Source organism: Enterococcus sp. 2G9_DIV0600, from assembly GCF_002140615.1.
In the GTDB taxonomy this organism is placed as follows: domain Bacteria; phylum Bacillota; class Bacilli; order Lactobacillales; family Enterococcaceae; genus Enterococcus_D; species Enterococcus_D innesii.
On the sequence record NZ_NGLL01000001.1, the window covers coordinates 1,667,619 to 1,692,976 of the forward strand.

General features: G+C 40.1%; 22 protein-coding genes. 17 read left to right on the forward strand and 5 right to left on the reverse strand.

Annotation, left to right across the window (positions count from 1 at the left end):
* The first annotated feature begins 6 nt into the window (after positions 1–6).
* The 4 genes from pepT (at position 7) to A5870_RS07910 (ending at position 3,613) form a co-directional block, all read left to right on the forward strand.
* On the forward strand, positions 7–1,239 hold the full coding sequence (gene pepT, locus A5870_RS07895; RefSeq protein WP_086292331.1) for a peptidase T: 1,233 nt from the start codon (positions 7–9) through the stop codon (positions 1,237–1,239).
* Positions 1,240–1,339: 100 nt separating this feature from the next.
* A complete protein-coding gene (locus A5870_RS07900; RefSeq protein ID WP_086292332.1) occupies positions 1,340–2,248 on the forward strand; it encodes a diacylglycerol/lipid kinase family protein in 909 nt (302 codons plus the stop codon).
* 33 nt (positions 2,249–2,281) lie between these two features.
* Positions 2,282–2,554: a DUF1294 domain-containing protein gene (locus tag A5870_RS07905; protein WP_086292333.1), complete on the forward strand. Its 273-nt coding sequence runs from the start codon at positions 2,282–2,284 to the stop codon at positions 2,552–2,554.
* A gap of 27 nt (positions 2,555–2,581) precedes the next feature.
* On the forward strand, positions 2,582–3,613 hold the full coding sequence (locus A5870_RS07910; RefSeq protein ID WP_086292334.1) for a lysylphosphatidylglycerol synthase transmembrane domain-containing protein: 1,032 nt from the start codon (positions 2,582–2,584) through the stop codon (positions 3,611–3,613).
* A gap of 38 nt (positions 3,614–3,651) precedes the next feature.
* Here A5870_RS07910 and A5870_RS07915 read toward each other — a convergent pair whose 3' ends face one another.
* On the reverse strand, positions 3,652–5,178 hold the full coding sequence (locus A5870_RS07915) for an ABC-F family ATP-binding cassette domain-containing protein (RefSeq protein ID WP_086292335.1): 1,527 nt from the start codon (positions 5,176–5,178) through the stop codon (positions 3,652–3,654).
* A gap of 307 nt (positions 5,179–5,485) precedes the next feature.
* Between A5870_RS07915 and clpB the strand changes: the two genes are divergently transcribed.
* The 4 genes from clpB (at position 5,486) to lepB (ending at position 11,485) form a co-directional block, all read left to right on the forward strand.
* On the forward strand, positions 5,486–8,092 hold the full coding sequence (gene clpB, locus A5870_RS07920; protein WP_081118566.1) for an ATP-dependent chaperone ClpB: 2,607 nt from the start codon (positions 5,486–5,488) through the stop codon (positions 8,090–8,092).
* 164 nt (positions 8,093–8,256) lie between these two features.
* On the forward strand, positions 8,257–9,798 hold the full coding sequence (locus A5870_RS07925) for an ABC transporter permease/substrate-binding protein (RefSeq protein WP_086292336.1): 1,542 nt from the start codon (positions 8,257–8,259) through the stop codon (positions 9,796–9,798).
* A complete protein-coding gene (locus tag A5870_RS07930) occupies positions 9,795–10,748 on the forward strand; it encodes an ABC transporter ATP-binding protein (protein WP_081118564.1) in 954 nt (317 codons plus the stop codon). Before A5870_RS07925 ends, A5870_RS07930 begins: the two co-directional genes overlap by 4 nt.
* 167 nt (positions 10,749–10,915) lie before the next feature.
* Positions 10,916–11,485: a signal peptidase I gene (gene lepB, locus A5870_RS07935; RefSeq protein WP_008380056.1), complete on the forward strand. Its 570-nt coding sequence runs from the start codon at positions 10,916–10,918 to the stop codon at positions 11,483–11,485.
* A 56-nt stretch (positions 11,486–11,541) separates the two neighbouring features.
* Here lepB and A5870_RS07940 read toward each other — a convergent pair whose 3' ends face one another.
* The 4 genes from A5870_RS07940 to A5870_RS07955 all read right to left on the reverse strand — a co-directional run bounded on the left by A5870_RS07940 (position 11,542) and on the right by A5870_RS07955 (position 14,421).
* Positions 11,542–11,727 carry a hypothetical protein gene (locus A5870_RS07940; protein ID WP_005226019.1) on the reverse strand — a complete coding sequence of 62 codons (186 nt, stop codon included), beginning with the start codon at positions 11,725–11,727 and terminating at the stop codon, positions 11,542–11,544.
* Between the two features lie 276 nt (positions 11,728–12,003).
* On the reverse strand, positions 12,004–12,669 hold the full coding sequence (locus A5870_RS07945) for a hypothetical protein (RefSeq protein ID WP_086292337.1): 666 nt from the start codon (positions 12,667–12,669) through the stop codon (positions 12,004–12,006).
* Complete coding sequence (locus A5870_RS07950; RefSeq protein WP_010748216.1) at positions 12,670–13,155, reverse strand: nucleoside 2-deoxyribosyltransferase; 486 nt, start codon at positions 13,153–13,155, stop codon at positions 12,670–12,672.
* A 51-nt stretch (positions 13,156–13,206) separates the two neighbouring features.
* On the reverse strand, positions 13,207–14,421 hold the full coding sequence (locus tag A5870_RS07955) for a GNAT family N-acetyltransferase (RefSeq protein ID WP_008380051.1): 1,215 nt from the start codon (positions 14,419–14,421) through the stop codon (positions 13,207–13,209).
* A gap of 145 nt (positions 14,422–14,566) precedes the next feature.
* On the opposite strand from A5870_RS07955, the gene lepA reads away from it, so the two are divergent.
* The 9 genes from lepA to A5870_RS08000 all read left to right on the forward strand — a co-directional run bounded on the left by lepA (position 14,567) and on the right by A5870_RS08000 (position 25,262).
* Positions 14,567–16,402 carry a translation elongation factor 4 gene (gene lepA, locus A5870_RS07960; protein ID WP_074535928.1) on the forward strand — a complete coding sequence of 612 codons (1,836 nt, stop codon included), beginning with the start codon at positions 14,567–14,569 and terminating at the stop codon, positions 16,400–16,402.
* Positions 16,403–16,762: 360 nt separating this feature from the next.
* Positions 16,763–17,491: an ABC transporter ATP-binding protein gene (locus tag A5870_RS07965; RefSeq protein ID WP_086292338.1), complete on the forward strand. Its 729-nt coding sequence runs from the start codon at positions 16,763–16,765 to the stop codon at positions 17,489–17,491.
* 1 nt (position 17,492) lies between these two features.
* Entirely contained in the window at positions 17,493–18,209 is a 717-nt protein-coding gene (locus A5870_RS07970; protein ID WP_086292339.1) for an ABC transporter permease, read from the forward strand.
* Between the two features lie 780 nt (positions 18,210–18,989).
* Positions 18,990–19,637: a GNAT family N-acetyltransferase gene (locus tag A5870_RS07975; RefSeq protein WP_086292340.1), complete on the forward strand. Its 648-nt coding sequence runs from the start codon at positions 18,990–18,992 to the stop codon at positions 19,635–19,637.
* A 132-nt stretch (positions 19,638–19,769) separates the two neighbouring features.
* A complete protein-coding gene (locus A5870_RS07980; protein ID WP_086292341.1) occupies positions 19,770–21,785 on the forward strand; it encodes a HelD family protein in 2,016 nt (671 codons plus the stop codon).
* Complete coding sequence (locus tag A5870_RS07985) at positions 21,772–22,527, forward strand: MerR family transcriptional regulator (RefSeq protein ID WP_086292342.1); 756 nt, start codon at positions 21,772–21,774, stop codon at positions 22,525–22,527. The genes A5870_RS07980 and A5870_RS07985 overlap by 14 nt, the downstream gene beginning before the upstream one ends.
* A gap of 38 nt (positions 22,528–22,565) precedes the next feature.
* A complete protein-coding gene (locus tag A5870_RS07990) occupies positions 22,566–22,988 on the forward strand; it encodes a GFA family protein (RefSeq protein WP_170924096.1) in 423 nt (140 codons plus the stop codon).
* A gap of 241 nt (positions 22,989–23,229) precedes the next feature.
* Positions 23,230–23,928 carry a M23 family metallopeptidase gene (locus tag A5870_RS07995; protein WP_396203788.1) on the forward strand — a complete coding sequence of 233 codons (699 nt, stop codon included), beginning with the start codon at positions 23,230–23,232 and terminating at the stop codon, positions 23,926–23,928.
* 383 nt (positions 23,929–24,311) lie between these two features.
* Positions 24,312–25,262 carry a zinc-binding dehydrogenase gene (locus A5870_RS08000; protein WP_077453307.1) on the forward strand — a complete coding sequence of 317 codons (951 nt, stop codon included), beginning with the start codon at positions 24,312–24,314 and terminating at the stop codon, positions 25,260–25,262.
* Positions 25,263–25,358: the final 96 nt, after the last annotated feature.

Consider the following 25,358-nt stretch of genomic DNA (forward strand, 5'->3'; position numbering starts at 1 on the left):
TTATTTATGTACGAAAATTTATTGCCTCGCTTTTTGAACTATGTAAAAACAGAAACCCGTTCGGATGCGACAAGCACGACAACCCCTTCCACCGAAACACAGGTCGCTTTTGCCAAAGAACTGCAAAAAGAACTAGAAGAATTAGGATTAAGCGATGTTCACTACAACGAATCCAATGGTTTCGTGATTGGGACATTGCCAAGTAACGTGGATCATGACGTACGCTCCATTGGATTTATCGCCCATATGGATACGGCCGATTTTAATGCAGAAAATGTTGATCCGCAGATCATCGAAAATTACGATGGCGAATCGACCATTAAATTAGATAAAGAAGGAAAATACACATTAAACACAAAAGATTTTCCGAATTTAAAAAATTATGCTGGCGAAACCTTGATCACTACTGATGGTACCACTTTATTAGGTTCTGACGATAAATCTGGTATTGCAGAAATCATGACAGCTATGGAAATCTTACTTAAAAACCCAACGATCAAACATGGGGAAATCAAAGTCGCTTTTGGCCCTGATGAAGAAATTGGTGTTGGTGCAGATAAGTTCGATGTTGAAGATTTCAATGTTGATTTTGCCTATACAATGGATGGCGGTCCAGTAGGAGAATTGCAATATGAAACCTTTAATGCGGCGCAAGCTGAAATCACGATCCAAGGAAAAAATGTCCACCCAGGAACTGCGAAGGACACCATGATCAACGCTTTGCAACTAGCAGTCGATTTTCAAAATGCCTTACCTGCTGATGAAGTCCCTGAGAAAACCGAAGGAACAGAAGGGTTCTTCCATTTGATGAGCCTCAGTGGCTCAGTAGAAGAAGCGAAAATGGCATACATTATTCGAGATCATGACCGGACCCGTTTTGAAGAAAGAAAAGAACAATTATTAGCGGTTCAAGAAAGCTTGAATACCCGCTTTGATGAACCGCGAGTGCACGTTCATCTATATGATCAATACTACAACATGAAAGAAATCATCGAAAAAGATATGAGTATCATTGAATTAGCAAAAGATGCGATGGAAGCAGTGGGAATCACTCCAGTAACAGAACCTGTTCGTGGTGGGACCGATGGGTCGAAAATCTCCTATCTAGGGATTCCAACACCGAATATCTTTGCTGGTGGAGAAAATATGCACGGTCGTTATGAGTTCGTCTCGCTACAATCAATGATGAAGGCGACCGATGTGATCGTGAAAATCGTCGAACTGAATGCTCAAGCATAAACGTTGCTTTTGATTTGATGGAATAAATGAAAAACTCTTGGGCTGGGAACTCTTCACGCAGGTCTTGCGTAAGACCCGGCCTTTTTAGGATGTGAATAGGATGAAAATTCTCGTTTTATACAATGATACAGCGGGGAAAAGTGAAGCAAAAGAAACAGCAGAAAAATTCCAAGCCTATGTGAAAGAACAAGGCGAAGAGCATCAAGCGTTCTTGCAGGCCTCAAATCCAGACGTGGATCCAAAAGACGTTCGAGAGGCTGCCAAAAAACACGCAGTCGATACGATTGTGATCATCGGCGGAGATGGAACGATCCATCATGGGCTGCAAACCTTCAAAGAAAAGCTGGATGAGCTGAAGATCGGGATCATTCCTGGAGGAACGGTAAATAACTTCGCTCGAATGTTAGGTATTCCAGTCAAGCCAGAAGAAGCGTTTGAGAATATTTTAATAGGGGTTGAACGTCCGATCGATTATGGGATGGTCAATGATCAAGTAATGATCTCGACGATGACCATTGGTCTTTTAGCAGATACTGCAGCAGCAACTTCCCAAGAAGAAAAACAACAGTACGGTCCGTTGGCGTTTATGAAACGGTTCATTCATCTGTTGATCAAAAAGAAGCAATACAAATTGGAAGTCATCGCTGACGAACGGAAATGGCAGGGGAAAAGTCAATTACTGACGATCGTCATGTCGAATTCAGCAGGTGGGTTTAAGAACTTTGATGAAGAAGCAAAACCTGACGATGGCTTGTTCCATGTTATTCTTTTGCCAAAATTGAACATTTTACGGTTTATTTTGTATTTGCCAAGAATTATTCGTGGTAGAATTGCCAAAGTACCAAGTGTTGAATACTTCACTGCCGCAAAGGTCTCGATCAAAGCGAAAGAAAAAACGGTTCATACTCGGACCGAAGGCGATCCAACGGATGATCTGCCAATCGAGATGAAAGTCATCAAGCACGGGTTGACGATGTTGGTACCTGAGGAAGCACAAGAATCAAAATAATGGTCCCTACGATCAATCATATGGAGGAAATGGATGGATGCACTGATTTACAATCCATTGTGGTTTTATTTAATTGCAGTCAATCTTTATCTTTTCTGTCTGATGGGTTATGATAAATATCAGGCAGTAAAACAAGGTTGGCGGGTTCCCGAAGCAAATCTCCTTTTTATGGGGGCGATTGGCGGCGGATTAGGCGGTTTGATCGCGCAACGCGTGTTTCGCCATAAAACAAGAAAGAAGAAGTTTTATTTCTTTTTTGCTTTCGGCACCGTTTTTACTATCCTGCTGATGGTCTTTTTTGCATAAATTCGGTTTAACAAGCAAGGAGTTAATATGAAAACTAAAGTGAAGTTCGCCCTTAATTTACTTTTACTAGTAGGCATTCTGGGTGTGATGTATTTTTTTGTCCGTAACTCGATGATGGAAATTTTAGCGGGGCTAAGAGAGACCAGCTTTCTCGTCGTCTTACTGGTTATGGGGCTTGGCACATTGTACCTAGTGATTGAAGGACGAACAGTTAAAGAGATCGCAGTGACTTTTCAACCGGAATTCACCACCAAGGCGGGGTTTCTAACCGTCTGTTACAGTGGGTTTTATCGGATCGTGACGTTTGGCGCGGGCACCTTGATCTCAGAGGTGAATTTTTATCGTAAAAATGGTTTGCATTTGTCACAAGGGGTTGGGGTCACCACCTTACACATGGTGATGTATAAGTTTGCCATATTGACTTATGCGATCGCTGGGTTGATCATTCAATTCTCGTTATTCTATGACAATGCGCCGAATATGATTTGGGTGATATTGGCGGGGATCGTACTCGTCTTTTTGATCATTGCCGCTTTATTGGCACTTTCTGTCAGTATCAACATTCAAGTCTTTTTTGTGATCGTCAGCAATAAGCTATTCAAAAGTGCAGCGTTAAGAGGGATCGTTGACAAATGTAACACCCAGATCTATTCTTTGCGAGAAACGGTCAATGCAATCATTACCGACCGGACCGCTTTCTTACGCATCTATCTTTGGAATCTTTTGAAGATGCTGCCTTGGTACGTGATCCCTTATGTGATTCTTGTCGTGCAGCACCCAGAGATCGATTTCTTGTTGACGTTATCCTTCATCAGCTTTGCCGTCGTCTTGTCCGGGGTGATTCCAACACCGGCAGGGATCGGATCATTTGAATTTATTTATATGCTGCTTTTTGGTCCATTAGTTGGCACGGTCGATGCTGCGTCTTCCATGCTGCTGTATCGCTTAGCGACATTCATTTGGCCCTTCATTATTGGCTTTGCATATGTAATGAAAGAAAAGCGCAAAGATATCAGCCAAGAGTTGACTGAATTAAGAAAAGAAAAAGTGGAAAGTTAAAAACACGCTTATCTTCGAGTAGAGGATAAGCGTGTTTTTTAGTCTTTCAAATCAATGATCCGATCAACAAAGGATTCATAAAATTCAGCTTCATGGGAAACGATCAGAACGGTTCCAGGAAAGGCTGCCAGGGTTTCTTCCAAATTGTTTTTCGTGTCTTGATCGATATGGTTGGTCGGCTCATCAAGAATCAAAAAGTTGCTTTTGATCAACATCATTTCAGCTAACTTCACTTTTGTCTGTTCGCCACCACTTAATAATTTCAATTCTTCTTGGGCTAATTGGCTAGGTAATCCCGCCCGAGAAAGTTGCCGCCGCAATTCTTTGTTGGTGGCCTTTGGGAAAAGATCCTCAAGGTATTGAAGAGGGGTCTGCAAGGGATATTCCCAGTCCAGGTCTTGAGAAAAGTAATTGAATTTTGTATGCTGCGGGTAAGAAACGGTTCCTTCAATTGCAGGGATCACACCAAGTATCGTTTTGATCAAGGTCGATTTACCGATCCCATTAAATCCCCGAATCGCAATTTTTTCGCCATAGCGGATCGTTAGGTTGATTGGGGAGAGTAAGGGCTTTTGGTCGTACCCAATCACTAGATTGGTCGTCTCTAATGCCAAGGTCGTAACGATCGGTGCCAAATCAAATCCTAGATGCGGTTTAGGGACATCTTGGGGTGGAGTCAAGCGTTCGATTTTTGCCAATTGTTTTTCACGACTCTTTGCCATTGTTGAACGAGAACCAGCTTTGTATTTACGAATATAGCTTTCAGTTTTCTTGATATGCTCTTGCTGTGCTTCGTATTGCTTCATGTAGCTTTCGTTTTGCAACGTTTTTAGTTTTAATGCTTTGTCTAAATTCCCAGTATACTTAGAAAGCTTACCAAATTCGATATCAATGATATGGGTCGTGATTTCATTCAAGAATTGACGATCATGAGAAACGACTAAGTAGGTACCAGTAAAGTTTTGTAAAAATTCAACTAACCATTTGATATGTTCATCATCTAGGTGGTTGGTTGGTTCATCCAAAATCAGCATGTCGGGTTTTTCTAAGAGCATTTTCGCTAAAATCAGTTTCGAGCGTTGACCACCACTTAAGGAAGCAAGGGGCGTATCCATGCCGAGAACCGAAATACCTAACCCTTCTGCTAAATCATCGATCAATGTATCCATTTGGTAGAAATTTCCTTGATCCAGTTGATTTTGCAATTCGCCCGCTTTTTCTAAAAGCTTATCGTCGAGACTTTCGCCATAAGCAGTATAAAGATCGGCGATCTGTTGTTCTTTTTCGAAGTCTTCTACAAAGGCAGAGCGCAAAAAATCACGGATCGATTGCGTTTCATCAACATTGACGTATTGATCCAAATAGCCCATTTTCAAATTTTTCGGAAATTGAACAAAGCCATCGTCAGGGAGAATTTCTCCTGTAATGATTTTGATTAAAGTACTTTTGCCAGCGCCGTTCCGTCCAATCAAACCGACTTTTTCCCCACGGTTGATTTGAACGGAAACATCTTCGTAAAGCAATTTGTCGCCAAATTGTTGGCTAATATTCGTTAATGTTAACATCGTTTCCTCCATATAAAAAAGCTGTAAACAGTAGACGTTACAGCTAAGTAGATAATCTTACTGAATAAAATACGCCAAAAAGCGCTTAAAACGATCAGGAAAATCGGTTGTTCCTGACCAATCACGACCTAGCATACCATTGCTACTTCCCATCTGTCAATTTTCATGAAATAATACTGAAAAAATTTTGATGTTCGAGGGAAATCTTTTGACCATTACTGACCAATATTGTATAATAGAAGAGTAGAAAAAAGGATACTGCTTGCAGTGTACTTTTTTTCTGACTACCATTTTGGGAGGGAAAAGTATGAACCCAGAAAAAATGACGACTACATTACAAAGTGCTATCGCTGAAGCCCAGCAGATTGCCATGACCCGTCACCATCAAGAAATTGATATTCCGCATTTATGGAAGATTTTATTGCAAGCCAATCAATTCGGCCGCAATTTTTATACGGACACAGGGCTCGATGTCGATGCTTTTGAAAAAGAAGTCGACCGATTATTAGATGAACTGCCTTCCGTTGAAGGAGGAAATGTTCGTTATGGTCAATCCATGAGTCAAAATCTGTTTCATCTTTTGTCTGAGGCAGATCAATTAAAAAATGAATTTCAAGACGAGTATCTTTCCACAGAAATCGTCCTCTATGCGTTGATGAAATTGAAAAATCATCCCTTGACGGTGTATTTAAAGAAACAAGGAATCACCGCGAAAGAAATCAAGCAAACGATCGAAACATTAAGAGGAGGGGATCGTGTGACCTCACAAAATCAAGAAGAACAATACAAAGCATTAGAAAAATACGGCGTTGACCTGGTGCAACAAGTCCGCAGCGGAAAAATGGACCCCATTATTGGACGAGACGAAGAAATTCGCGATGTGATTCGCATCCTTTCTCGGAAAACAAAAAACAATCCCGTTTTGATTGGTGAACCGGGGGTTGGTAAAACAGCCATCGTTGAAGGATTGGCTCAACGGATCGTGCGAAAAGACGTCCCAGAAAACCTAAAAGACAAAACGATCTTTTCTCTGGATATGGGTGCCTTGATCGCAGGTGCTAAATTCCGAGGTGAATTTGAAGAGCGTTTGAAAGCCGTCTTACAAGAAGTGAAAAAAGCCGATGGTCGGATCATTCTCTTTATTGATGAGATCCACAATATTGTAGGTGCTGGTAAGACGGAAGGCAGCATGGATGCTGGAAACTTACTGAAACCAATGCTGGCACGGGGAGAATTGCATACGATTGGCGCAACCACTCTTGATGAATACCGTCAATACATGGAAAAGGACAAAGCCTTGGAACGTCGTTTCCAAAAAGTGCTGGTACAGGAACCAACCGTTCAAGATACGATTTCGATTTTACGTGGCTTGAAAGAACGGTTCGAGATCCATCATGGTGTCAACATCCATGACAACGCGCTTGTTGCTGCGGCGACCTTATCTGATCGGTATATCACGGACCGCTTTTTACCAGATAAAGCCATTGACTTAATCGATGAGGCGAGTGCCACAATTCGGGTGGAAATGAATTCGATGCCTACTGAGCTCGACCAAGTTACCCGTCGTTTGATGCAACTGGAGATCGAAGAAGCCGCATTGAAAAAGGAATCCGATGATGCATCGAAAAAACGCTTAGGCATTTTACAAGAAGAATTGGCGGAATTGCGTGAAGAAGTCAATACCATGAAAATGCAGTGGGAAACGGAAAAAGAAGAAGTCAATGCAGTTTCCAACAAACGGGCAGAGATCGATAAAGCCAAGCATGAGTTGGAAGATGCTGAAAATAACTATGATTTGGAACGGGCCGCTGTTCTTCGCCATGGGACGATTCCCCAATTGGAAAAAGAACTAGCTGAACTAGAAGAAAAAAACCAAGTCGAAGGCATTCGGATGGTCCAAGAGTCAGTGACCGAAAATGAGATCGCCTTAGTCGTGGGACGTTTGACAGGGATTCCAGTCGCTAAATTAGTGGAAGGCGAACGAGAAAAACTGTTGAAATTAAATGAGACCTTGCATCAAAGGGTCATCGGACAAGACGAAGCAGTCGATGCTGTCAGTGATGCAGTTATTCGTTCACGAGCTGGCCTGCAAGATCCAAATCGACCATTAGGTTCCTTCTTGTTCTTAGGTCCGACCGGCGTCGGTAAGACCGAATTAGCGAAAGCGTTGGCGGTCAACCTCTTTGATTCAGAAGAGCATATGGTTCGGATCGATATGAGCGAATACATGGAGAAACATTCAGTGTCTCGTTTAGTCGGTGCCCCTCCAGGCTATGTAGGGTTTGAAGAAGGTGGGCAATTGACTGAAGCTGTTCGCCGCAATCCTTACACGATCGTTTTGTTAGATGAAATCGAAAAAGCCCATCCTGATGTCTTTAATATCTTGTTACAAGTGCTTGATGATGGCCGCTTGACAGATTCAAAAGGTCGGGTCGTTGATTTCAAAAATACAGTCTTGATCATGACTAGCAATATCGGCTCTCAAGTCTTGCTAGATGGCGTGACCGCAGAAGGGACGATCCCAGAAAACGTTGCTGAAAATGTCCGTAATCTCTTGAGAGGGCATTTCAAACCAGAATTCTTAAATCGGATCGACGATACGATTTTATTCACACCGCTTAGTCTAAACGATGTGACAGGCATCGTCGACAAGATCATCGCACAGCTTTCACAACGACTGGAAGTCCAAGATATACTGTTGACGATCACTGAAGAAGCCAAACGCTGGATCGCTGAAAATGCTTATGAGCCAGCGTATGGTGCGCGTCCTCTCCGTCGGTTTATCACGAGAGAAGTCGAAACCCCATTGGCAAAAGAAATCGTTGCTGGCAGAGTCTTACCAAAGACCCAAGTCACGATTGAATTATTGAACGATCAACTGGTTTTTGAAAATACGCCAATTACCGAAGAATAAAAAGATAAAAAATGGATAAATGCAAAACGATGGTTGCCGTTTAAGTGGCAGCCATCGTTTTTCTGTCGCTCAACATAAGACAAAAAAGTTCCCCTTGCTTGTTGTTTGGAGGAAATTCGCACTTCGATTATACTGTTCTTATGGAGTAGGAGAGGAATGAAAAGATGAATACTTTTTTTGAAACGTTGAATGAGCGAAAAGGGGAATTGCTGACAGCTGTCTTTGAGCATTTGTCATTGTCGATCATTGCGCTGCTGGTAGCGATCGTTATTGCTGTCCCGTTAGCCATTTGGCTGGTTAATCATAAACGGGCAGCGGAAGTCGGCCTACAAATAACGAGTGTGTTACAAACGATTCCATCACTGGCACTGTTAGGTTTATTGATTCCATTCGTGGGGATCGGAACACCGCCTGCGTTGATCGCACTTGTTATTTATGCGTTATTGCCGATCTTTCAAAATACCTATATTGGCCTTTCGGAGATCGATCCATCAATCGAAGAAGCTGCGGCGGCATTTGGTATGTCTCGGATGCGCCGATTGATCAAAGTCGAGTTGCCGATTGCCTTGCCTGTCATAATTTCGGGGATTCGCACGGCGCTGGTCTTGATCATCGGAACAGCGACCTTAGCCGCTCTGATTGGCGCTGGTGGGCTAGGTTCCTTTATTTTGTTGGGGATCGATCGGAATGCCCCTGAATTAACGCTGATCGGTGCGATCGGGTCTGCATTACTGGCTATTATTTTCAGTACGTTGATCCGATATCTACAACACCTGAAACCGCGCTATACCTTGATTACGCTGGCAGCCATCATCTTGCTGATTGGCGGCGTTTCTTTTTCACAGAGCGGATTTTTCGCGCCGAAAACCATCACCATCGCAGGGAAACTAGGGTCCGAACCTGATATCTTGATCAACATGTACAAAGAATTGATTGAACAAGAAGACCCTGATGCCCAAGTTGAACTAGAGCCAAATTTCGGAAAGACCTCATTCTTATTCAGTGCATTAGACAATGGCCAAGTTGATATTTATCCGGAGTTTACCGGTACCGTGTTGGAGAGCTTAGTTGAGGTACCAGAAGAGCTTGCGAGTCAAAAAATTGACTCCGACGAAACCTATACCGAAGCAGTCAATCTATTGAAGGATCAGTTTGAGATGACCTTGCTTCAGCCGATGGCGTATCAAAATACCTATGCGTTGGCTGTGAAAAAAGAATTTGCTGAGGAAAATGGACTAACCACGATCTCTGATTTGAAGAAAATCGAAAATCAAATTAAAGCTGGCTTCACCCTCGAATTCATTGATCGGACAGACGGGTATGCGGGGATCCAAGAACGCTATGGGCTAGATTTTCCAAGTGTCCAAAGTATGGAACCAGCATTGCGTTACCAAGCCATCAATAATGGCGATATCAATCTACTGGATGCCTATTCCACGGACAGTGAATTGCGTCAATATGGCTTAGTTATTCTAGAAGACGATCAGGAACTATTTCCACCTTATCAAGGAGCGCCTTTGATGAAAGAAGCCTTTGCTAAGGAACATCCAGAAGTCGTCCGTGCATTGGAAAAGTTGGCAGGGAAAATCACCGAAGAACAAATGAGTGAAATGAATTATCAGGTCAATGTCGAAGGAAAAAATCCAGCAGAAGTCGCGCGTACCTTCCTGATAGATGAAGGATTAATTAAGGAGGGACAAGAATGACACCAATTATTGAATTTAAAAACGTCAGTAAAAAGTTTGATCAAAAACTAGTGATCGATCAATTAGATCTGAGCATCAATAAAGGGGAAATCTTTGTTTTGGTCGGTCCTTCTGGGAGTGGGAAAACGACGACGTTGAAGATGATCAACGCGTTGTCAGAACCAACGGATGGCGATATCTACTTCAAAGAAAAACGGATCAAAGAATACAATATCCAAAAAATGCGTTGGCAAATGGGGTATGTTCTCCAGCAAATCGCCCTGTTTCCGACGATGGATGTCAAACAAAATATCGAAGTGATCCCAGAGATGTTAGGGTGGTCAAAAAAAGATCGCTCAGAAGCCGTGGATCGTTTGCTGACACAGGTCAAACTTGACCCAGAGCAATACCGCCATCGAATGCCTAAAGAGTTGTCAGGAGGAGAACAGCAACGGATCGGGATTTTAAGAGCGTTAGCTGCTAACCCAGAAATTATTCTGATGGACGAACCCTTTAGTGCCCTTGATCCAATTTCTCGTAATTCCTTACAGGAGCTAGTCCTCGATTTGCACCAAGAGCTTGGGACGACGATTATTTTTGTCACGCATAACATGAAAGAAGCGGTAAAACTAGGTACGCGAATTGCTGTCATGAATCAAGGGAAGATCGTCCAATGTGATACACCGGAAGTGATTGTCTCGCAACCAAAAACTGCTTTTGTGAAAAGCTTTTTTGAAGAGACCGGTGAAGACGAAGCAAAACTGGTCACAGCAGGGGATTTGATGCGGATGAACTTTTTCAGCGATGAAGTCAACCCTGGGGCTCCTCAAATCGCTGCATCTACTACTTTAAATGAGTTGTATACCTTATTTGCAACTCATGACACGGTAGTGATTGAAGAAGAGCAGAAACTGGTAGGAAGTCTAAGTCGAAAAGATGTGTTTGCTTTCTTGAGTCGTGATCGAACGTAAAAGGTTCTTTATAGCCACTAAAAATATCATAATTTTTTTAAAATCGATGATTCCTCTTGCTCAATGTAAAAATTCCACGTAAGATTGAGGAAGATATCTTTTGTCAGAATGCCAGAAACGAGCTTTGATAATGACAAAAGATGCAGTAAAGGAGCGAAAGAGCAGCTATGGTAAAAATCCTAAAAGAAAATTGGTTACTGCTTTTCTTTATCGTCGCCGTGGTTCTCATCCGTCTGTTTGTCCTGACGCCTGTTCAAGTCAGTGGCCATTCTATGGACCCGACTTTGGCCGATAAACAGCGGCTGATTGCATCAAAAATTTCTTCATATGACCGGCAAGACATCGTGATCTGCGTTGAACCAGATGATCCAAGCAAAATCGCTGTCAAGCGGCTGATTGGTTTACCCGGTGATACCATTGAAATGAAAGATGATGTCTTAACAATCAATGGAGAAGTATACGAAGAACCCTATTTAGATGATTTTAAAGAAAAATTTGCGGACGATCAATTACAAGATGAATATTCTTATCGCGAAATGTTTCAGCAAATCGCCGCTGGTGCCGAACACTTTACCGATGATTTCACGGTAACGGTTCCTGAAGGCAGCTATTTTGTGATGGGAGACAATCGTTTGATCTCTCGGGACAGTCGCAGTTTCGGGGTTGTAACAGAAGATCAAATGGAAGGGAAAGTGCTGCTGCGCTTTTGGCCATTGAATCAAATCAAACTTTTCTAACCAAAAAAACATTCTTACCAATGCAGCGAAAACGCCGCAACTGGTAAGAATGTTTTTTAGATCACCCAAGCGACAAAGGCAACCATTGAGAAGAACATTGTCCAAACCGCAATAATAGCTGATGCAATAAAAATAATTTTGATTGATAAAGGTTGGACAAACTTCCGGGCATCTTTAGAGAACGCATAGGTGATCGATGAAAAAATCAAGCAGCATAAAATGAAAAACACTGTTAGGACCATAAGCCTCTCCTTTACTGACGCAATGTCAAATGAATAATGTAATTATAACAGACCAAGGTTTTTTGGGGAAATAAAAATGATTAAACGAGGGAATTTTTTTAGATTGTAAACGTTTTATTAGTTTCTACACACGATAGGAACCCTTGGTATACAGTGAATCAGCAAAAACAAGAGCTACCATTTAAGTATTTTTATAAATTTTTCTTTATCAATAAAAGAACAACAGAAAAAAGCTGGTTGAAAAACGATGCTTTTCAACCGGCTTTTAAAGGTAGACTATGATAATTTCCGAATCCGATAACTTTCAAAGTAATCAGGTTTGCCTCGTCCTTGTACGTAAGCGAACACGCCCATTAGAGCAGCACCAATCGTGTTGGTCAGTAAATCGCCCATCGTATCCATCAATGCTTCACGGCCGATAAACGGTGTGCCATCTAAAGTTGCATAACGTTGGAGATTCATTCCACCAACGGAATCGCAGATGAATTCCCAAAACTCCCAGAAAACACCACATAAGCCAGCAAAAGCAAAGCCCATTAATAAAAATAACCATGGAGAAACTTTTGAAACGGGGACTTCTTTTAGTAAGAGACAGATCAATCCATAGCCAACAGCCGTCAAGACCATAGGACTCACCGCATGGAGAATTTTATCCCAGAAAGCAATGGTTTCAATCAAATGCAGAATTGTCCCCATAAATACAGAGATCAGCAAGAAAAACCAATAAAAGTAGACGGTGGCATTTGGTAGCTGGATTTTTAAGAACTTTTTACTCATTTCTGGGACGAAAATCAATAAAATCCCAAGCAATGCCTGAACTAAGAAAATCAATCCTTGTGTTTGCGGATAGACCCCACGGAAAAATTCCCACAAAGAAAAACAAAACACGAGAATACCAAAAATAGTGAATACCTTTTGCAGTCGCTGATAAGTTTGTCCCATTTAGTTGTCCTCCGAAAGATAGTCGGCTAAGCCAGCTAAAAGGGCTGCTTCAGAGGAATAAATCTCACCATTTAGTTTGATCAAACCCACCGTATAAAGATTGACATAGTGGAATTGGTTTTCCGCAACGGTTTGTAATGCTGCCAGCTTTTGCTGATTGTCGGCTCCTTGTTGGCGACTATCTGTATAAAGCCCTAAAACAGGAATGCCTTTTGCATAGGCGACACCGATCTCAGAGGCAACCCCAGCATCGATGGTCAAACCATCCAGTAATGCGATCATCAAATCACTTTCCAGTACTTTTTCGGTATCTGCCAAAGCGATCATTTTGCTATCCGCATAGGCGGATTTATCATTGATCGCGGCATTTTCTTGAGGTAAATAAATCTCCAGCTGCGGATACTGCTGGCGAATCGACGCAACAAGTTCGGCGTTGTAGCGCAGGTCACTAGCAGCAAACAGGGGAGCAGCAAAATATAGTTTCATTCAAAAACACTCCTTAATCATTCATAGTTGTACGTTTTGTTGAATTGTTGTTTAGAAATAATCGCTGAAATAGGCTTCCATATCAGGGATGATCGATTCCAGTAATGCCAGTGTTTCTGAATCGGTATTTAGCCGTTCCACACGCTCTAAGTAAGCCGGACGGCGGTAATTCATCAACAGACACGACAATGTCTGAATATCCAGCTGGACCGCTTTTCCGATAGCTTCTCTTGAAACTACGATCTCTCCGTGATTGTATTGGACACCAAAGATTCCGTTGTTCCAATCGGCAACTGGGTCGGATACAACAAAGTGAAAAGGTGTTTGGAAGGCTTCAAATGGGAAGTTTTTCAAAAACTGTTCTACATCGACGATCCGCGCCATGTAATAAGGCTCGATGGTTTCTTTGATTTGACTATCATCCAAGTAGAAGGACAGAGGTTCATTTGAATAAATGTCTCCTTTGACCCAATAAACCATTGAGAAATGAGCAGAGATAAAATTCCAAAGACCATTGCGGGCTTCTTGATTCAAGTAGAACATTTCCTTTACGTGGAAGACTTCTTCGGCTACCCAATAAAAAAGTACACCAGTCGGATGACCGCTGGCATTGTAATAGACAGCCGCGGTGCGCTCTTCTTCATTTTCATAGCGCCAATACTCTTCCCAGTGAAAAGAGGTCCGCTGCAAGGCACCATGGTTGTCGCGGGAGAATTGGTTGTAGACAGTAAAGACATCAGGGTCATCCACTTCTTTGCGCTCTACGATCCCAGGGACTTCTTTGGTTTTCGGAAGTTGGGTATCACGAATTTTGAAGGTCAGCTTGTCGGACATAATCTCCCAGCCTTTGCGACGATAGTAGGGCACATTGTATGGATAAAGATAGGAGATCCATTGCTGATCTTCCCGCATGGTTTCTAAGGCAAGCTTGATCAGGTCTTTCATCAGGCCATGTCCGGCATATTCAGGGTAGGTCCCAACACCGGTCACTCCGCCCATTTTAATCAATTTACCGTGTATATTGACTTCACAAGGATAAACGGCGATTTGCGAGATCAATTTGTCTTCATTGAACCAACCAAAGACCTTGGAAAGTTCTAAAATCGGGCGCTTAGATTTGATCATTTCCCGTTTGCTCTCATAGCCGCTTTCTTCAATATCCGATTCAGTGATCTGAAAAACGTAGCTTAACAGTTCATTGAACTGATCAACGTCTTTTTCATCCACCGCTCGAATATGTAGATTTTGATGAAAATTATTGTCCATTCTTTCAACTCCAATTTATTTGCTAGCTCTAGTATAGCAAAACCTGAATGAATATGTCTAAATAACGGTTAAGAAAAATACTTTAACTATTGGCATTTCGTTGGTATAATAGAAAAGCTGACTAAAAGAAATGAGGAACGTATCCATGAACATAGAAGAAATGAAAAAACGACAGGAGAAGATTCGTAATTTCTCCATTATCGCCCATATCGACCATGGGAAATCAACATTGGCGGACCGTATTTTGGAACAAACCCATACAGTGACGTCACGGGAAATGCAAAACCAATTATTAGACTCCATGGATCTTGAACGTGAACGAGGAATCACGATCAAATTAAATGCCGTGGAACTTAACTATACCGCCAAAGACGGAGAAACTTACATCTTCCATTTGATCGACACTCCAGGGCACGTCGATTTCACCTATGAAGTGTCCCGCAGTTTGGCCGCTTGTGAAGGCGCCGTGCTCGTCGTTGATGCGGCTCAAGGGATCGAAGCACAGACATTGGCAAACGTCTACTTGGCGTTAGACAATGATTTAGAGATCCTACCAGTCATTAATAAAATAGACTTGCCAGCTGCCGATCCTGAGCGAGTACGAACAGAGATCGAAGATGTGATCGGTATCGATGCCAGTGAAGCTGTTTTAGCGAGTGCCAAAGCAGGTATTGGGATCGAAGACATTTTGGAACAAATCGTTGAGTATGTCCCAGCTCCAGCAGGTGATATTGAAGCACCGTTAAAAGCGTTGATCTTTGACTCCGTGTACGATTCCTATCGTGGGGTGGTCTTAAACGTCCGCATCATGGACGGGATGGTCAAACCAGGTGACAAGATCAAAATGATGAGTAATGGCAAGACCTTTGATGTCACAGAAGTCGGCGTCTTTTCACCCAAAGCCATTCAACGAGATGCGTTGATGGTGGGCGATGTTGGGTATATCACTGCTGCCATCAAGACTGTTAAAGATACCCAAGTCGGGGATACGGTGACTTTAGCCAACAATCCAGCAGAAGAAGCCTTAGCCGGTTATCGTCAAATGAATCCGATGGTTTATTGCGGATTGTACCCAATCGATACCTCACGTTACAACGACCTTCGAGAAGCATTGGAAAAATTACAATTGAATGATGCAGCATTGCAATTTGAACCAGAAACCTCTCAAGCATTAGGATTTGGGTTCCGTTGCGGCTTCTTAGGCCTATTACACATGGATGTCGTGCAAGAACGGCTAGAACGTGAATTTAACCTTGAGTTGATTACGACTGCACCATCCGTAATCTATCACGTCAACAAGACTGATGGCTCAATGGTCGTCGTTGATAATCCAGCAGAGTTTCCTGAACCAGTCACGATCGACAACGTGCAAGAGCCTTACGTCAAAGCACAAATCATGGTCCCTAACGATTACGTCGGTGCTGTAATGGAATTGTCCCAACGCAAACGGGGAGACTTTGTCACGATGGATTACTTGGATGATTATCGCGTAAACGTCGTTTATGAGATCCCATTATCGGAAATCGTCTTTGATTTCTTTGATAAATTGAAATCCAGCACCAAAGGGTATGCATCACTCGATTACGAAATGTCTGGTTACCGCACTAGCAAGCTAGTGAAAATGGACATCTTGCTGAACACTGAAAAAGTCGATGCGTTAAGCTTTATCGTTCATCGCGACTTTGCCTATGAACGCGGCAAAGCCATCGTTGAAAAACTAAAAAAACTGATTCCACGACAACAATTTGAAGTACCGATCCAAGCAGCCATCGGACAAAAAATCGTTGCCCGTTCCGATATCAAAGCCTTGCGTAAGAACGTATTGGCGAAATGTTATGGCGGTGACGTTTCTCGGAAACGCAAACTTCTGGAGAAACAAAAAGAAGGGAAGAAGCGGATGAAACAAATCGGCTCCGTCGAAGTACCGCAAGAAGCCTTCATGGCAGTTCTGAAGATGGATGAGGATGAACCGAAGAAATAAGGCTTTAGATAGAAAACACTATTTTAAAAGTCGTATTCACTTTACTTATTTCACTACTCGGATTGTCTGCAAACATTTACGAAAAACTTCTTATTCGGTTCTTAAACAGAAAGTTATCGAATAGAAAGATACAACTGATAGTAAAGTTATAACCAGTTAGGCAGCGTCCCTAACTGGTTTTTCTTTATTTGGAAGATCAAGAACAGATGGATGAAATCGAGTATTTAAGTGATGCATTGCTATTACGTATTATTTATTGGAAGTCGAGATAGGATTTTCCCCTAATTGAGAACCCTCCACTAGACCACCTTCGAATCGTTTTCGGCTAGAATGAACCTAGAAAATGATTGGAGGGATAAAATGATCGATAAAAACACCAATGCAATAGAAGTGAAAGATCTGGTCAAAACATATGGAGACAAACGTGCAGTAGACAATTTGAGTTTTGCTGTAGAGAAAGGAACGATATTTGGCTTGCTCGGTCATAATGGAGCAGGCAAATCAACGACGATCGATTGCCTTTTAGGTACGCAAAAATATGATTCTGCAGATATCACCTTGTTAGGCAAAGATCCAAGAAAAGAGCGAAAAAAGCTCTTTCAATATGTAGGGGTTCAGTTTCAAGAAGCAGCTTTTCAAAATCAGTTGAAGGTCAAAGAAATCTGTGAAATTACTCATTCCTTGTACGAAAAACCGATTGATTGGATGAGGACGTTGGATGAATTTGGTCTTTCAGCAAAAAAAAATTCGTTTTTAGCTACATTATCCGGCGGAGAAAAACAGAAGCTATGTATCCTATTAGCGATTATGGGGAATCCGGAGATCATCTTTTTAGACGAGCTGACAACGGGTCTGGATCCTAAAGCAAGGAGAGAAGTTTGGCGATACTTGCTGATGCTTAAAGAAAAAGGTGTGACCATTTTCCTGACTTCACACTATATGGACGAAGTAGAAATTTTATGTGATCGAATTTTAGTCCTAAAAGAGGGCAAAGAAGTGGCAAGCGGTACGGTCGCAGAAATAGTATTGGAAAGCAAAAAAGACACACTTGAAGAAGCCTTTCTAGCACTTATTGGGGAGGAGTATTAAGATGAAGACATTTTGGTTACTTTATAAATCAGAAGCAAAACTGTCGATAAGAGAAATGTCTTCCATTATATTTGGCATTTTTGTTCCCCTTGGGATTGTTTGTCTTATGGGGGTTATGGATTCTAGTAATGATTCGCTGAATACAGCTCTTGTGTCCGTTTCGACTGTAGGGATTTGTTCAGCAGGTGTGATGGGGCTTCCTCTTGCATTATCTTCCTACCGTGAGCGAAAAATCTTGAAAAGATATCAGGTGACACCAATTAGTCCGATCCAATTACTTTTGGCACATTTACTTTTTTGCTTTACGATCAGCATCGTGTCGATGTTGTTACTATTAGGCGTGCTAGTTGTTTTCTTTCAATTTTCTTACGTTGGCAACTGGCTGTACTTTATACCAGCGTATCTGTTAGTGATGATTTCCATTCATGCCATAGGTTTGATCGTTGCCAGCTTATCGCCTAGTGAGAAAGCAACCGGGGCGATAAATTCAGCAATTTTCTTTCCAATGTTTTTTTTATCAGGAGCGACAGTTCCTTATGAAATCATGCCGCAGGGATTGCAGAAAGTAGCGGATATTATGCCTTTGACGCAAGGCATCAAGTTATTAAAGACGGTTACGTTTCCAGAAGAAAATGGGCTGCTTTATATGGTTTTATTGTTAACAGCTATTTCCATTATTGGTATTTTTATTGCGGTGCGCTATTTTAGATGGGAATAAGGATAATCGATTATAGCCAGTTGTTTATATGTGAAAAATAGTTTAGATAAACTTTGTGCGAAGGCATGATTTGTTCTACTAAAAATTGAATGGAGTCTGTCCGATGAGTAGCATAAGTATCTGAACAATAAGTTGAAAAACAAATAAAGTACGGTCTATTTTTATGCTAATAGAAAAAGTATTTGCAGAATTATCAAATTTATAAAGCTTAGACGATTGGTGAAACCTATCGCCTAAGACTGTAGACAAGGTTGAATTAAAAAAACAGTAAATGTGCACCTATAATTACTCAATAGTAATCATTTAGTTTTACTTCTTATTAGCAATTCCAAATCAAAAATAATTGATTTAGAATTGCTAGTCATAAAGACCCATTGCCTAAATAAGAGGTAATAGCTGGATAACACTATTTAAGTAAATTCCACGTTTAAGAGTACTGAAAGTTTCACCATTCTCTACACATCTCAACATTGGGAATGTCTTTTTCCATGAGAATGAGCTAGAGATATTCTTTCAGTTAGAATAAAAAACGACGATAAAAAAGGAGTTCAAGATGGACATACCAGTTTTGTTCGTCCTAAATAGAACTAGATGATGTATTTCATATGGTTAGTATTTAAACGAGCTATCATGTGGTATTTTAGTTCAACGATGATAGTATAGAAACGAAATAAAGATCTTTGACTATAGTCTAGGCCTTCTCCTACTATTTCGAGGATTAGACAATTAAGTCAGTTATCTTTTGTAAAAAAAAGAAAAGAAATACTTTTGGAGGAAATTATGACTATTACAATTAGACATGAAGAAGAAAAAGACCATAGAATAGTGGAAGAAATCACACGAGAAGCATTTTGGAATTTATATTTCCCAGGAGCAGTCGAACATTTACTTGTTCACAACATTAGAAAACATCCTGACTTTATCCCCGAGTTGTCCTTCGTTATTGCATTAGACAATGAGATCATCGGCAGCATTTTTTATACAAAAGCGAAAGTGATCGATAAGGATGGCGGAGTCCATCCAATTATAACCTTCGGACCAGTAAGCATTTCGCCAGAGTATCATCGGCAAGGGTTTGGTCGCATGCTGATTGAGCACTCACTTGCTGAAGCGAAAAGACTAGGCTTTAATGCCATTATTCTTGGCGGCTTTACGTATCATTACCATCCATATGGATTTGTAGGAACAAAGAAATATAATATATCAATGCCTGATGGTAAATTTTATACTGGCGTAATGGCATTGCCTCTATTTGAAGGTGCTTTAGATGGCATAAGCGGCAGTGTTCATTTTTCAGAAGCGATGTATCCAGATGAATCCATCTTAAATGATTTTGACAAAACATTCCCACCAAAAGAAAAAAAAGTTCTACCGCATCAATCAGACTTTGAAAAAGCTGTCAGTGAAATTGATACGTATGATTACTGATTGAAAATGAGAGAATCACTTTAAAAGAAAATTAGACAAAGAACAATCAATCTATTTTAAAATTTCCAAACCCTACACTAAACCACCAATGTACCCTTTCTTGATAAGATCATTGAGAAAGGGGAATTTATCATGTTAAATACGAAAGAAAATGAGCATTTAAAAGAAGTTATAACAAAAATTGAGAAAAAAATTAAACAAATTGATGGAACTGTCAATGCTAATGAACAAGCTTATAAAGATATCAAAAAATATACAGTTGACTATAAAAATGAATTAGACAAATATGAAGTTTACAATCACCAGCAAAACTTAAGTTTTATTGATAAGCGTAATAACTTTGAAACGAATATTAGTAAAAAGTTAGCGTATTTAAAAGGAGCACCTTACTTTTCAAAAATTAAGTTTCAGTTTGAGGGTGACGAAGATGTAGAAAATTTTTACATTGGTAGGTACGGGTTTGCGGATGAATTTGGACAGCAGCTGATCTATGACTGGCGGGCACCGATTTCCTCATTATACTATGATTTTAGTTTAGGTTCTGCCTACTATGAGACATTAGGGAAGAGATTTCATGGATACTTAAAAGGAAAGCGACAGTTTGAAATTGAAAATGGAGCGCTTAGAGTTGTTGTCGACACAGATGACACAGTAAACGATGAATTCTTGATGAATGAGCTGAGTAAAAACACTTCAAGTGAAATGAAGACCATTATCCACACGATTCAAAAAGAACAAAACGAAGTAATCAGAGATGTAAAAGCCAAGAACTTGATTATCCAAGGTGTTGCTGGTTCCGGAAAAACATCTATCGCACTCCATCGAATTGCTTATTTACTCTATCAAAAAAGAGAAGAACTACAGGCCTCAGATGTTTTGATTCTATCACCTAATGATGTATTCTCCAGTTACATTTCAACTGTTTTGCCTGAATTAGGAGAAGACGAGCTAAATCAGCTTGAAATCACCCAGCTTGTCCAACCAATGATCGAAGAAGAGTTAAAAGTAACTGATAAACAGGATGAAATAGATCAAATGATAGAAAAGCCAATGTCAAAAGAGGCAAAAACCTTTTTATATAAAAGATCTGAGAAATTCTTTTTGTCTTTGAAAAACCATATCCAACAGCTCAATAATAGATTATTTTCCGAAGATATTATCGTTGATCATCAATACACATTTTCAAAAAAAGAATTGGAAAAAGTAAATAATACTCTTTCGGAAAGTGCATTATTCGTTAGAACTAAGCAATTAGCACGGCAATTAAGTAAGATCGTGCCTGAGAATGACCAACATCATATAAGCAAAGCAATAGAAAAAGAGTTGCTAAGCAGGTTGCAAATAACAACTAGCTTGAATGAGTACGTGAACTTCTTGACGTCAGAAAAGATTCCTTTTAATCAAAACAAAAATAAGATTGATTATGCAGATCTATTTCCATATCTCTATTTCAAAATGAACATTGAGGGAATCCTTCCCAACCGACAAATCAAACATATTGTTATTGACGAAATGCAGGATTATTCGCTGTTGCACTTTTATGTGTTGGATCGTTTGTTTCCTTGCCAAAAAACAATTTGTGGAGATGTCAATCAAGATTTACTGACATCGGAAATGAATTTTTTGGAGCGACTACAAACCGTTGTTTCAAACAACCATGTAGTCACATTCAATACCAGTTATCGGTCCAGCTATGAAATAATTAAATTTGCTAAACAATTTACGGCAAATAATGCACTTACTCCGATTGAACGTCATAATAAAGAAGTTGAGTTGAACTATATTGATCACCAACAGGAAAAACAAGAAAAGCTGACAAAAATAATAGAAAGATTTGAATCGTCAGCTCATAAAACCTGCGGCATCATTTGCCAAACTTGGGATGAAGTTGCTAAAATCGAAAAAAGCCTATCTTCTTATGAGGTCACTCGTTTTGGGAAGCAGTCTACAGCCATGACGGAAGGAATCATTGTCACGACGCCACAATATGCTAAAGGCTTGGAGTTCGACCAAGTTATCCTGACTGATATTAGGAAGGAACAATTATCATCAAAAAGCAATCTTTTGTATACAAGCTGTTCCAGAGCACTTCATGAATTAACGCTTTTTATTTTGAACGATGGGGGAGAAACGGATGGAAACATATAAAACGTCTGAGGTAGCAAAACTAGTGGGTTTTCATCCTAACACGATTCGACGCTATGAGGAATGGGAACTGATTCCTAAGCCTCAAAGAGCGAAAAATGGCTATAGAATTTACAATGAATATCATGTTGAATTGATAAGAACAGCAAAAGTTGCTTTTCAGGTCGAGGTGCTCCAATCTGGTTTAAGAGCAATGATGAGAGAGCTGATCAAAGCCTTGGCAAAATATGAATTTGCTTCAGCCACAGCATTGCTCCATGATTATGGATTGGCTATTGATCAAGAAATCGATGAGGCGAATGAAGCGATTCATATCGTTGAAGATATGATCAAAGGAACGACTGAAGAGGAAGACATTTCTTTAAAGCGGAGTGAAGCAGCTGAATACTTAGGCGTAACAACTGATGCGTTAAGAAACTGGGAGTTGAACGGCTTGTTATCGCTAAAGCGAAGTGAAAATGGGTATCGCATTTATGCAGCAGACGATCTAAAGCGATTAAAAATCATTCGTATATTACGCGCAGCAAAATATTCATTAGAAGCCATTTTGCGCTTACTTCATTCGATCGATCATCAAGAAGAACATGATGTAAGAGCTATTTTGAATAATCCTGAACCGTCAGAGGATATCATTTCTGTCTGTGATATGCTGATCCTCTCTTTAGAGAAGGCTAAAATGAATACAGCCGAACTAGCCAAATGTATCAATAATTTGAAAAAAGTTGCTGCAAAACGATTTGTTTAAAAATGACAAAGGAAATTTGTTTAAAAGGAGGAAATTCATTGAAAAAAGCCACTTGCTTATGCGGAAAAGTTTCTATCATTGTCAAAGATTTTCATTCGGAGATTAGTGCTTGTCATTGTTCCATGTGTCGAAAATGGGGGTCCGGACCGTTTCTTTCTGTTTCAGCAGGAAGCGGTGAAGACATCACCATCACTTCTGAGGAATCAGTTACAAGATACAAATCCTCTGATTGGGCAGAGAGAGGATTCTGCAGAAATTGTGGATCCAATCTATTTTACTATCTTATTCCTACAGATTCTTATGACATTCCCATTGATTTGTTTACTGATGAAAGTGAATCCTGCTTAAAATTAGAAATATACTACGATCAGAAGCCTCATTATTATGATTTCGCCAACGAAACCGATAAAAAAACAGAAGATGAAATTATGCTAGGGATACAAGAAAAATTTTTTGATTGAATAATCAGTATGTTGATAGATTAATGAAAAACACCGGCAAAAAAATAAAGATATTTATTTGAATTAGCAAGAAATAGAACCCATTTAGGTGTCCAATCGCTCACTCTTTCCTGAAATAAAAAAAGAAGCAAGACACTCTTTTTACGAAGTTGGGAAAATTTGACCGAAAGAAAAGTGGACTTCAAAAAAATAATTTTTCAAAAAGAGACTGAAGAGGCATTTTTGAAAGGAGGAATCAGAGGTGATAAAAGACCAGCACCGATCGATTATTATAGAATTTCCACTTAGAGGGGAATGGCAAGCACCTACTACACCAGTAAAGAAAATCCCTAGTCACGGTACTAATCGTATGGGATTAAGATTTGCGTTTGATTTTGTGCAAGTTGATTGGGAAAAGACAAGAAAGCCGTTTTACAATACTAGTTTTACTAGGTATTTTTTCTTTGGAGTACCGTTAGATAAATGCTATGGTTGGGGGAAACCGATTTTTGCGCCTTGTGATGGTGAGATCGTAACGATTAGAGATGGTATTCCAGAACGTGCTGTTGTGCATTGGATAGTGGATTCGGCAATTGCTATAAAAAATGCTAACTCTTTTAACGAGTATAATGACGACTTCAGTAAAATTGCTGGGAATTATCTGGTTTTAAAATGCCAAAATAATATCTATATGGCATTTGCACATTTACAAACGAATTCAATAAAAGGAGTAGTTGGTGATCGGATAAAAAAAGGAGAGAAACTAGGAAATGTTGGACATTCAGGTAACTCTACGTCCCCCCATTTACATTTTCAATTGATGGATAGCGCAGATATTGCTCAGTCGAATGGTTTGCCCTTTTTATTTGAAGAATATGAAGTCTATCGAAAGGGTGTTTGGGAATCAGTTTATAATCAGATACCAGCACATACAGATCGAATTCGCTTTTATAAAAAATGATTTCCTCATAACATAAACGTTTTTTTAATAATCAATGATTACTACTCTAGTCTTTACTTAGTTTAAGAGTATAGTAATATAGCTAAACATCTCTTAGATTGACTATTTAATAAATCAATTAATATGCAGGATCCATTCATAACCGTTTTAAGATGGAAAATGACGAACCATAAAAACTTTCTCTTTTGACGCATGGCATCTCGTGGCATAGAAGAAGAGTACCTTCAAAATAGGGGGGGGTTCGAACAAAAGATAGCTAATGAAACTTCAAACGGTTGATTGTGATACTGTTCCGTTCTATGAAAGCTTGGCGATTGATAGATTTCTGATTTTAGACAGAACAGGACGATTTCGATAGACTGAAGATAGGAGAGGATTTGCGCATGAAGGCGTTGTATTTTAATGAATTCGGTGATTCAACTGTTTTAACATATGGGGATTTGCCTGATCCCGTCATTCAAGAAAATGAGCTATTGATAGAAATGATGTATATTGGTTTGAATTATGCAGATATTTATCGAAGAAAGGGCAGCTATCATATTGAATCCCGAGACCCTCTAATTAATGGCTATGAAGGTGTAGGGAAGATTATTCAAAAAGGAAGATCAGTCTCTAAGTTTCAGCTAGGGGAAACGATTCTTTTTGTGGATGTTCCTTTTGCTAATGCAGAATTGGTGGCTGTTCCTGAGGAAAATGCCATCCGTATTCCATCTAGTATACCACCTGAATTAGCAGCCAGTATTGGCCTGCAAGGGTTGACAGCTGATTTTTTAGCTCATGATCTTGGCAATAATGTGAATAATAGTAAGGTCTTCGTCCATGGGATAAGTGGTGGTGTCGGACAAATTTTATCGCAACTCTTAACCGCAGATGGCCTAGAAGTCTTCGGCGTCACTTCTTCGGAAGAAAAGCGACAACTGGCTTTAGACCAAGGAGCAAAACAAGTCTTTTTAAGAAACACAGAATGGCAAGAAACCTATACTTCTTTCTTTGATACCGTTTATGATGGCATTGGACATACATTAGCCGAAAGTGTCAACTTGCTCAAAAATAGAGGGAAGGTTATCTTTTTTGGCATGGCAGGCGGAAATCCGCCAGCGATCGACTTTATTCCCTTGTTATCAAAATCAAAAAGTATTTTGACAGGGGATCTCTGGGATTACTTAACAAGTTTTCAAGAGCGGGAGAGAAGAAGCACCCGACTATTTACTTACTTTAGCAAGAATCAAATTAAAATCAGTCAACCAACCATTTTTTCATTAGCTGACGGAAAAGCTGCCCATGATTATTTAGAATCTGGAAAAAGTGTCGGGAAAATTTTGCTGCAACCATAAGAAAGTAAAGAAAGCTAATTGATTTTATCTTAAAAGACACACCGAATGTTTGCTAATTCACTAAATCATCTTTTTATATAATCGATACTTCTCTTA

What these genes read in the sequence shown, in the direction of transcription:
- pepT (WP_086292331.1), top strand. Translation starts at nt 7, where the DNA reads ATGTACGAAAATTTATTGCCTCGCTTTTTGAACTATGTAAAAACAGAA.
- A5870_RS07900 (WP_086292332.1), top strand. Translation starts at nt 1,340, where the DNA reads ATGAAAATTCTCGTTTTATACAATGATACAGCGGGGAAAAGTGAAGCA.
- A5870_RS07905 (WP_086292333.1), top strand. Translation starts at nt 2,282, where the DNA reads ATGGATGCACTGATTTACAATCCATTGTGGTTTTATTTAATTGCAGTC.
- A5870_RS07910 (WP_086292334.1), top strand. Translation starts at nt 2,582, where the DNA reads ATGAAAACTAAAGTGAAGTTCGCCCTTAATTTACTTTTACTAGTAGGC.
- A5870_RS07915 (WP_086292335.1), bottom strand. Translation starts at nt 5,178, where the DNA reads ATGTTAACATTAACGAATATTAGCCAACAATTTGGCGACAAATTGCTT.
- clpB (WP_081118566.1), top strand. Translation starts at nt 5,486, where the DNA reads ATGAACCCAGAAAAAATGACGACTACATTACAAAGTGCTATCGCTGAA.
- A5870_RS07925 (WP_086292336.1), top strand. Translation starts at nt 8,257, where the DNA reads ATGAATACTTTTTTTGAAACGTTGAATGAGCGAAAAGGGGAATTGCTG.
- A5870_RS07930 (WP_081118564.1), top strand. Translation starts at nt 9,795, where the DNA reads ATGACACCAATTATTGAATTTAAAAACGTCAGTAAAAAGTTTGATCAA.
- lepB (WP_008380056.1), top strand. Translation starts at nt 10,916, where the DNA reads ATGGTAAAAATCCTAAAAGAAAATTGGTTACTGCTTTTCTTTATCGTC.
- A5870_RS07940 (WP_005226019.1), bottom strand. Translation starts at nt 11,727, where the DNA reads ATGGTCCTAACAGTGTTTTTCATTTTATGCTGCTTGATTTTTTCATCG.
- A5870_RS07945 (WP_086292337.1), bottom strand. Translation starts at nt 12,669, where the DNA reads ATGGGACAAACTTATCAGCGACTGCAAAAGGTATTCACTATTTTTGGT.
- A5870_RS07950 (WP_010748216.1), bottom strand. Translation starts at nt 13,155, where the DNA reads ATGAAACTATATTTTGCTGCTCCCCTGTTTGCTGCTAGTGACCTGCGC.
- A5870_RS07955 (WP_008380051.1), bottom strand. Translation starts at nt 14,421, where the DNA reads ATGGACAATAATTTTCATCAAAATCTACATATTCGAGCGGTGGATGAA.
- lepA (WP_074535928.1), top strand. Translation starts at nt 14,567, where the DNA reads ATGAACATAGAAGAAATGAAAAAACGACAGGAGAAGATTCGTAATTTC.
- A5870_RS07965 (WP_086292338.1), top strand. Translation starts at nt 16,763, where the DNA reads ATGATCGATAAAAACACCAATGCAATAGAAGTGAAAGATCTGGTCAAA.
- A5870_RS07970 (WP_086292339.1), top strand. Translation starts at nt 17,493, where the DNA reads ATGAAGACATTTTGGTTACTTTATAAATCAGAAGCAAAACTGTCGATA.
- A5870_RS07975 (WP_086292340.1), top strand. Translation starts at nt 18,990, where the DNA reads ATGACTATTACAATTAGACATGAAGAAGAAAAAGACCATAGAATAGTG.
- A5870_RS07980 (WP_086292341.1), top strand. Translation starts at nt 19,770, where the DNA reads ATGTTAAATACGAAAGAAAATGAGCATTTAAAAGAAGTTATAACAAAA.
- A5870_RS07985 (WP_086292342.1), top strand. Translation starts at nt 21,772, where the DNA reads ATGGAAACATATAAAACGTCTGAGGTAGCAAAACTAGTGGGTTTTCAT.
- A5870_RS08000 (WP_077453307.1), top strand. Translation starts at nt 24,312, where the DNA reads ATGAAGGCGTTGTATTTTAATGAATTCGGTGATTCAACTGTTTTAACA.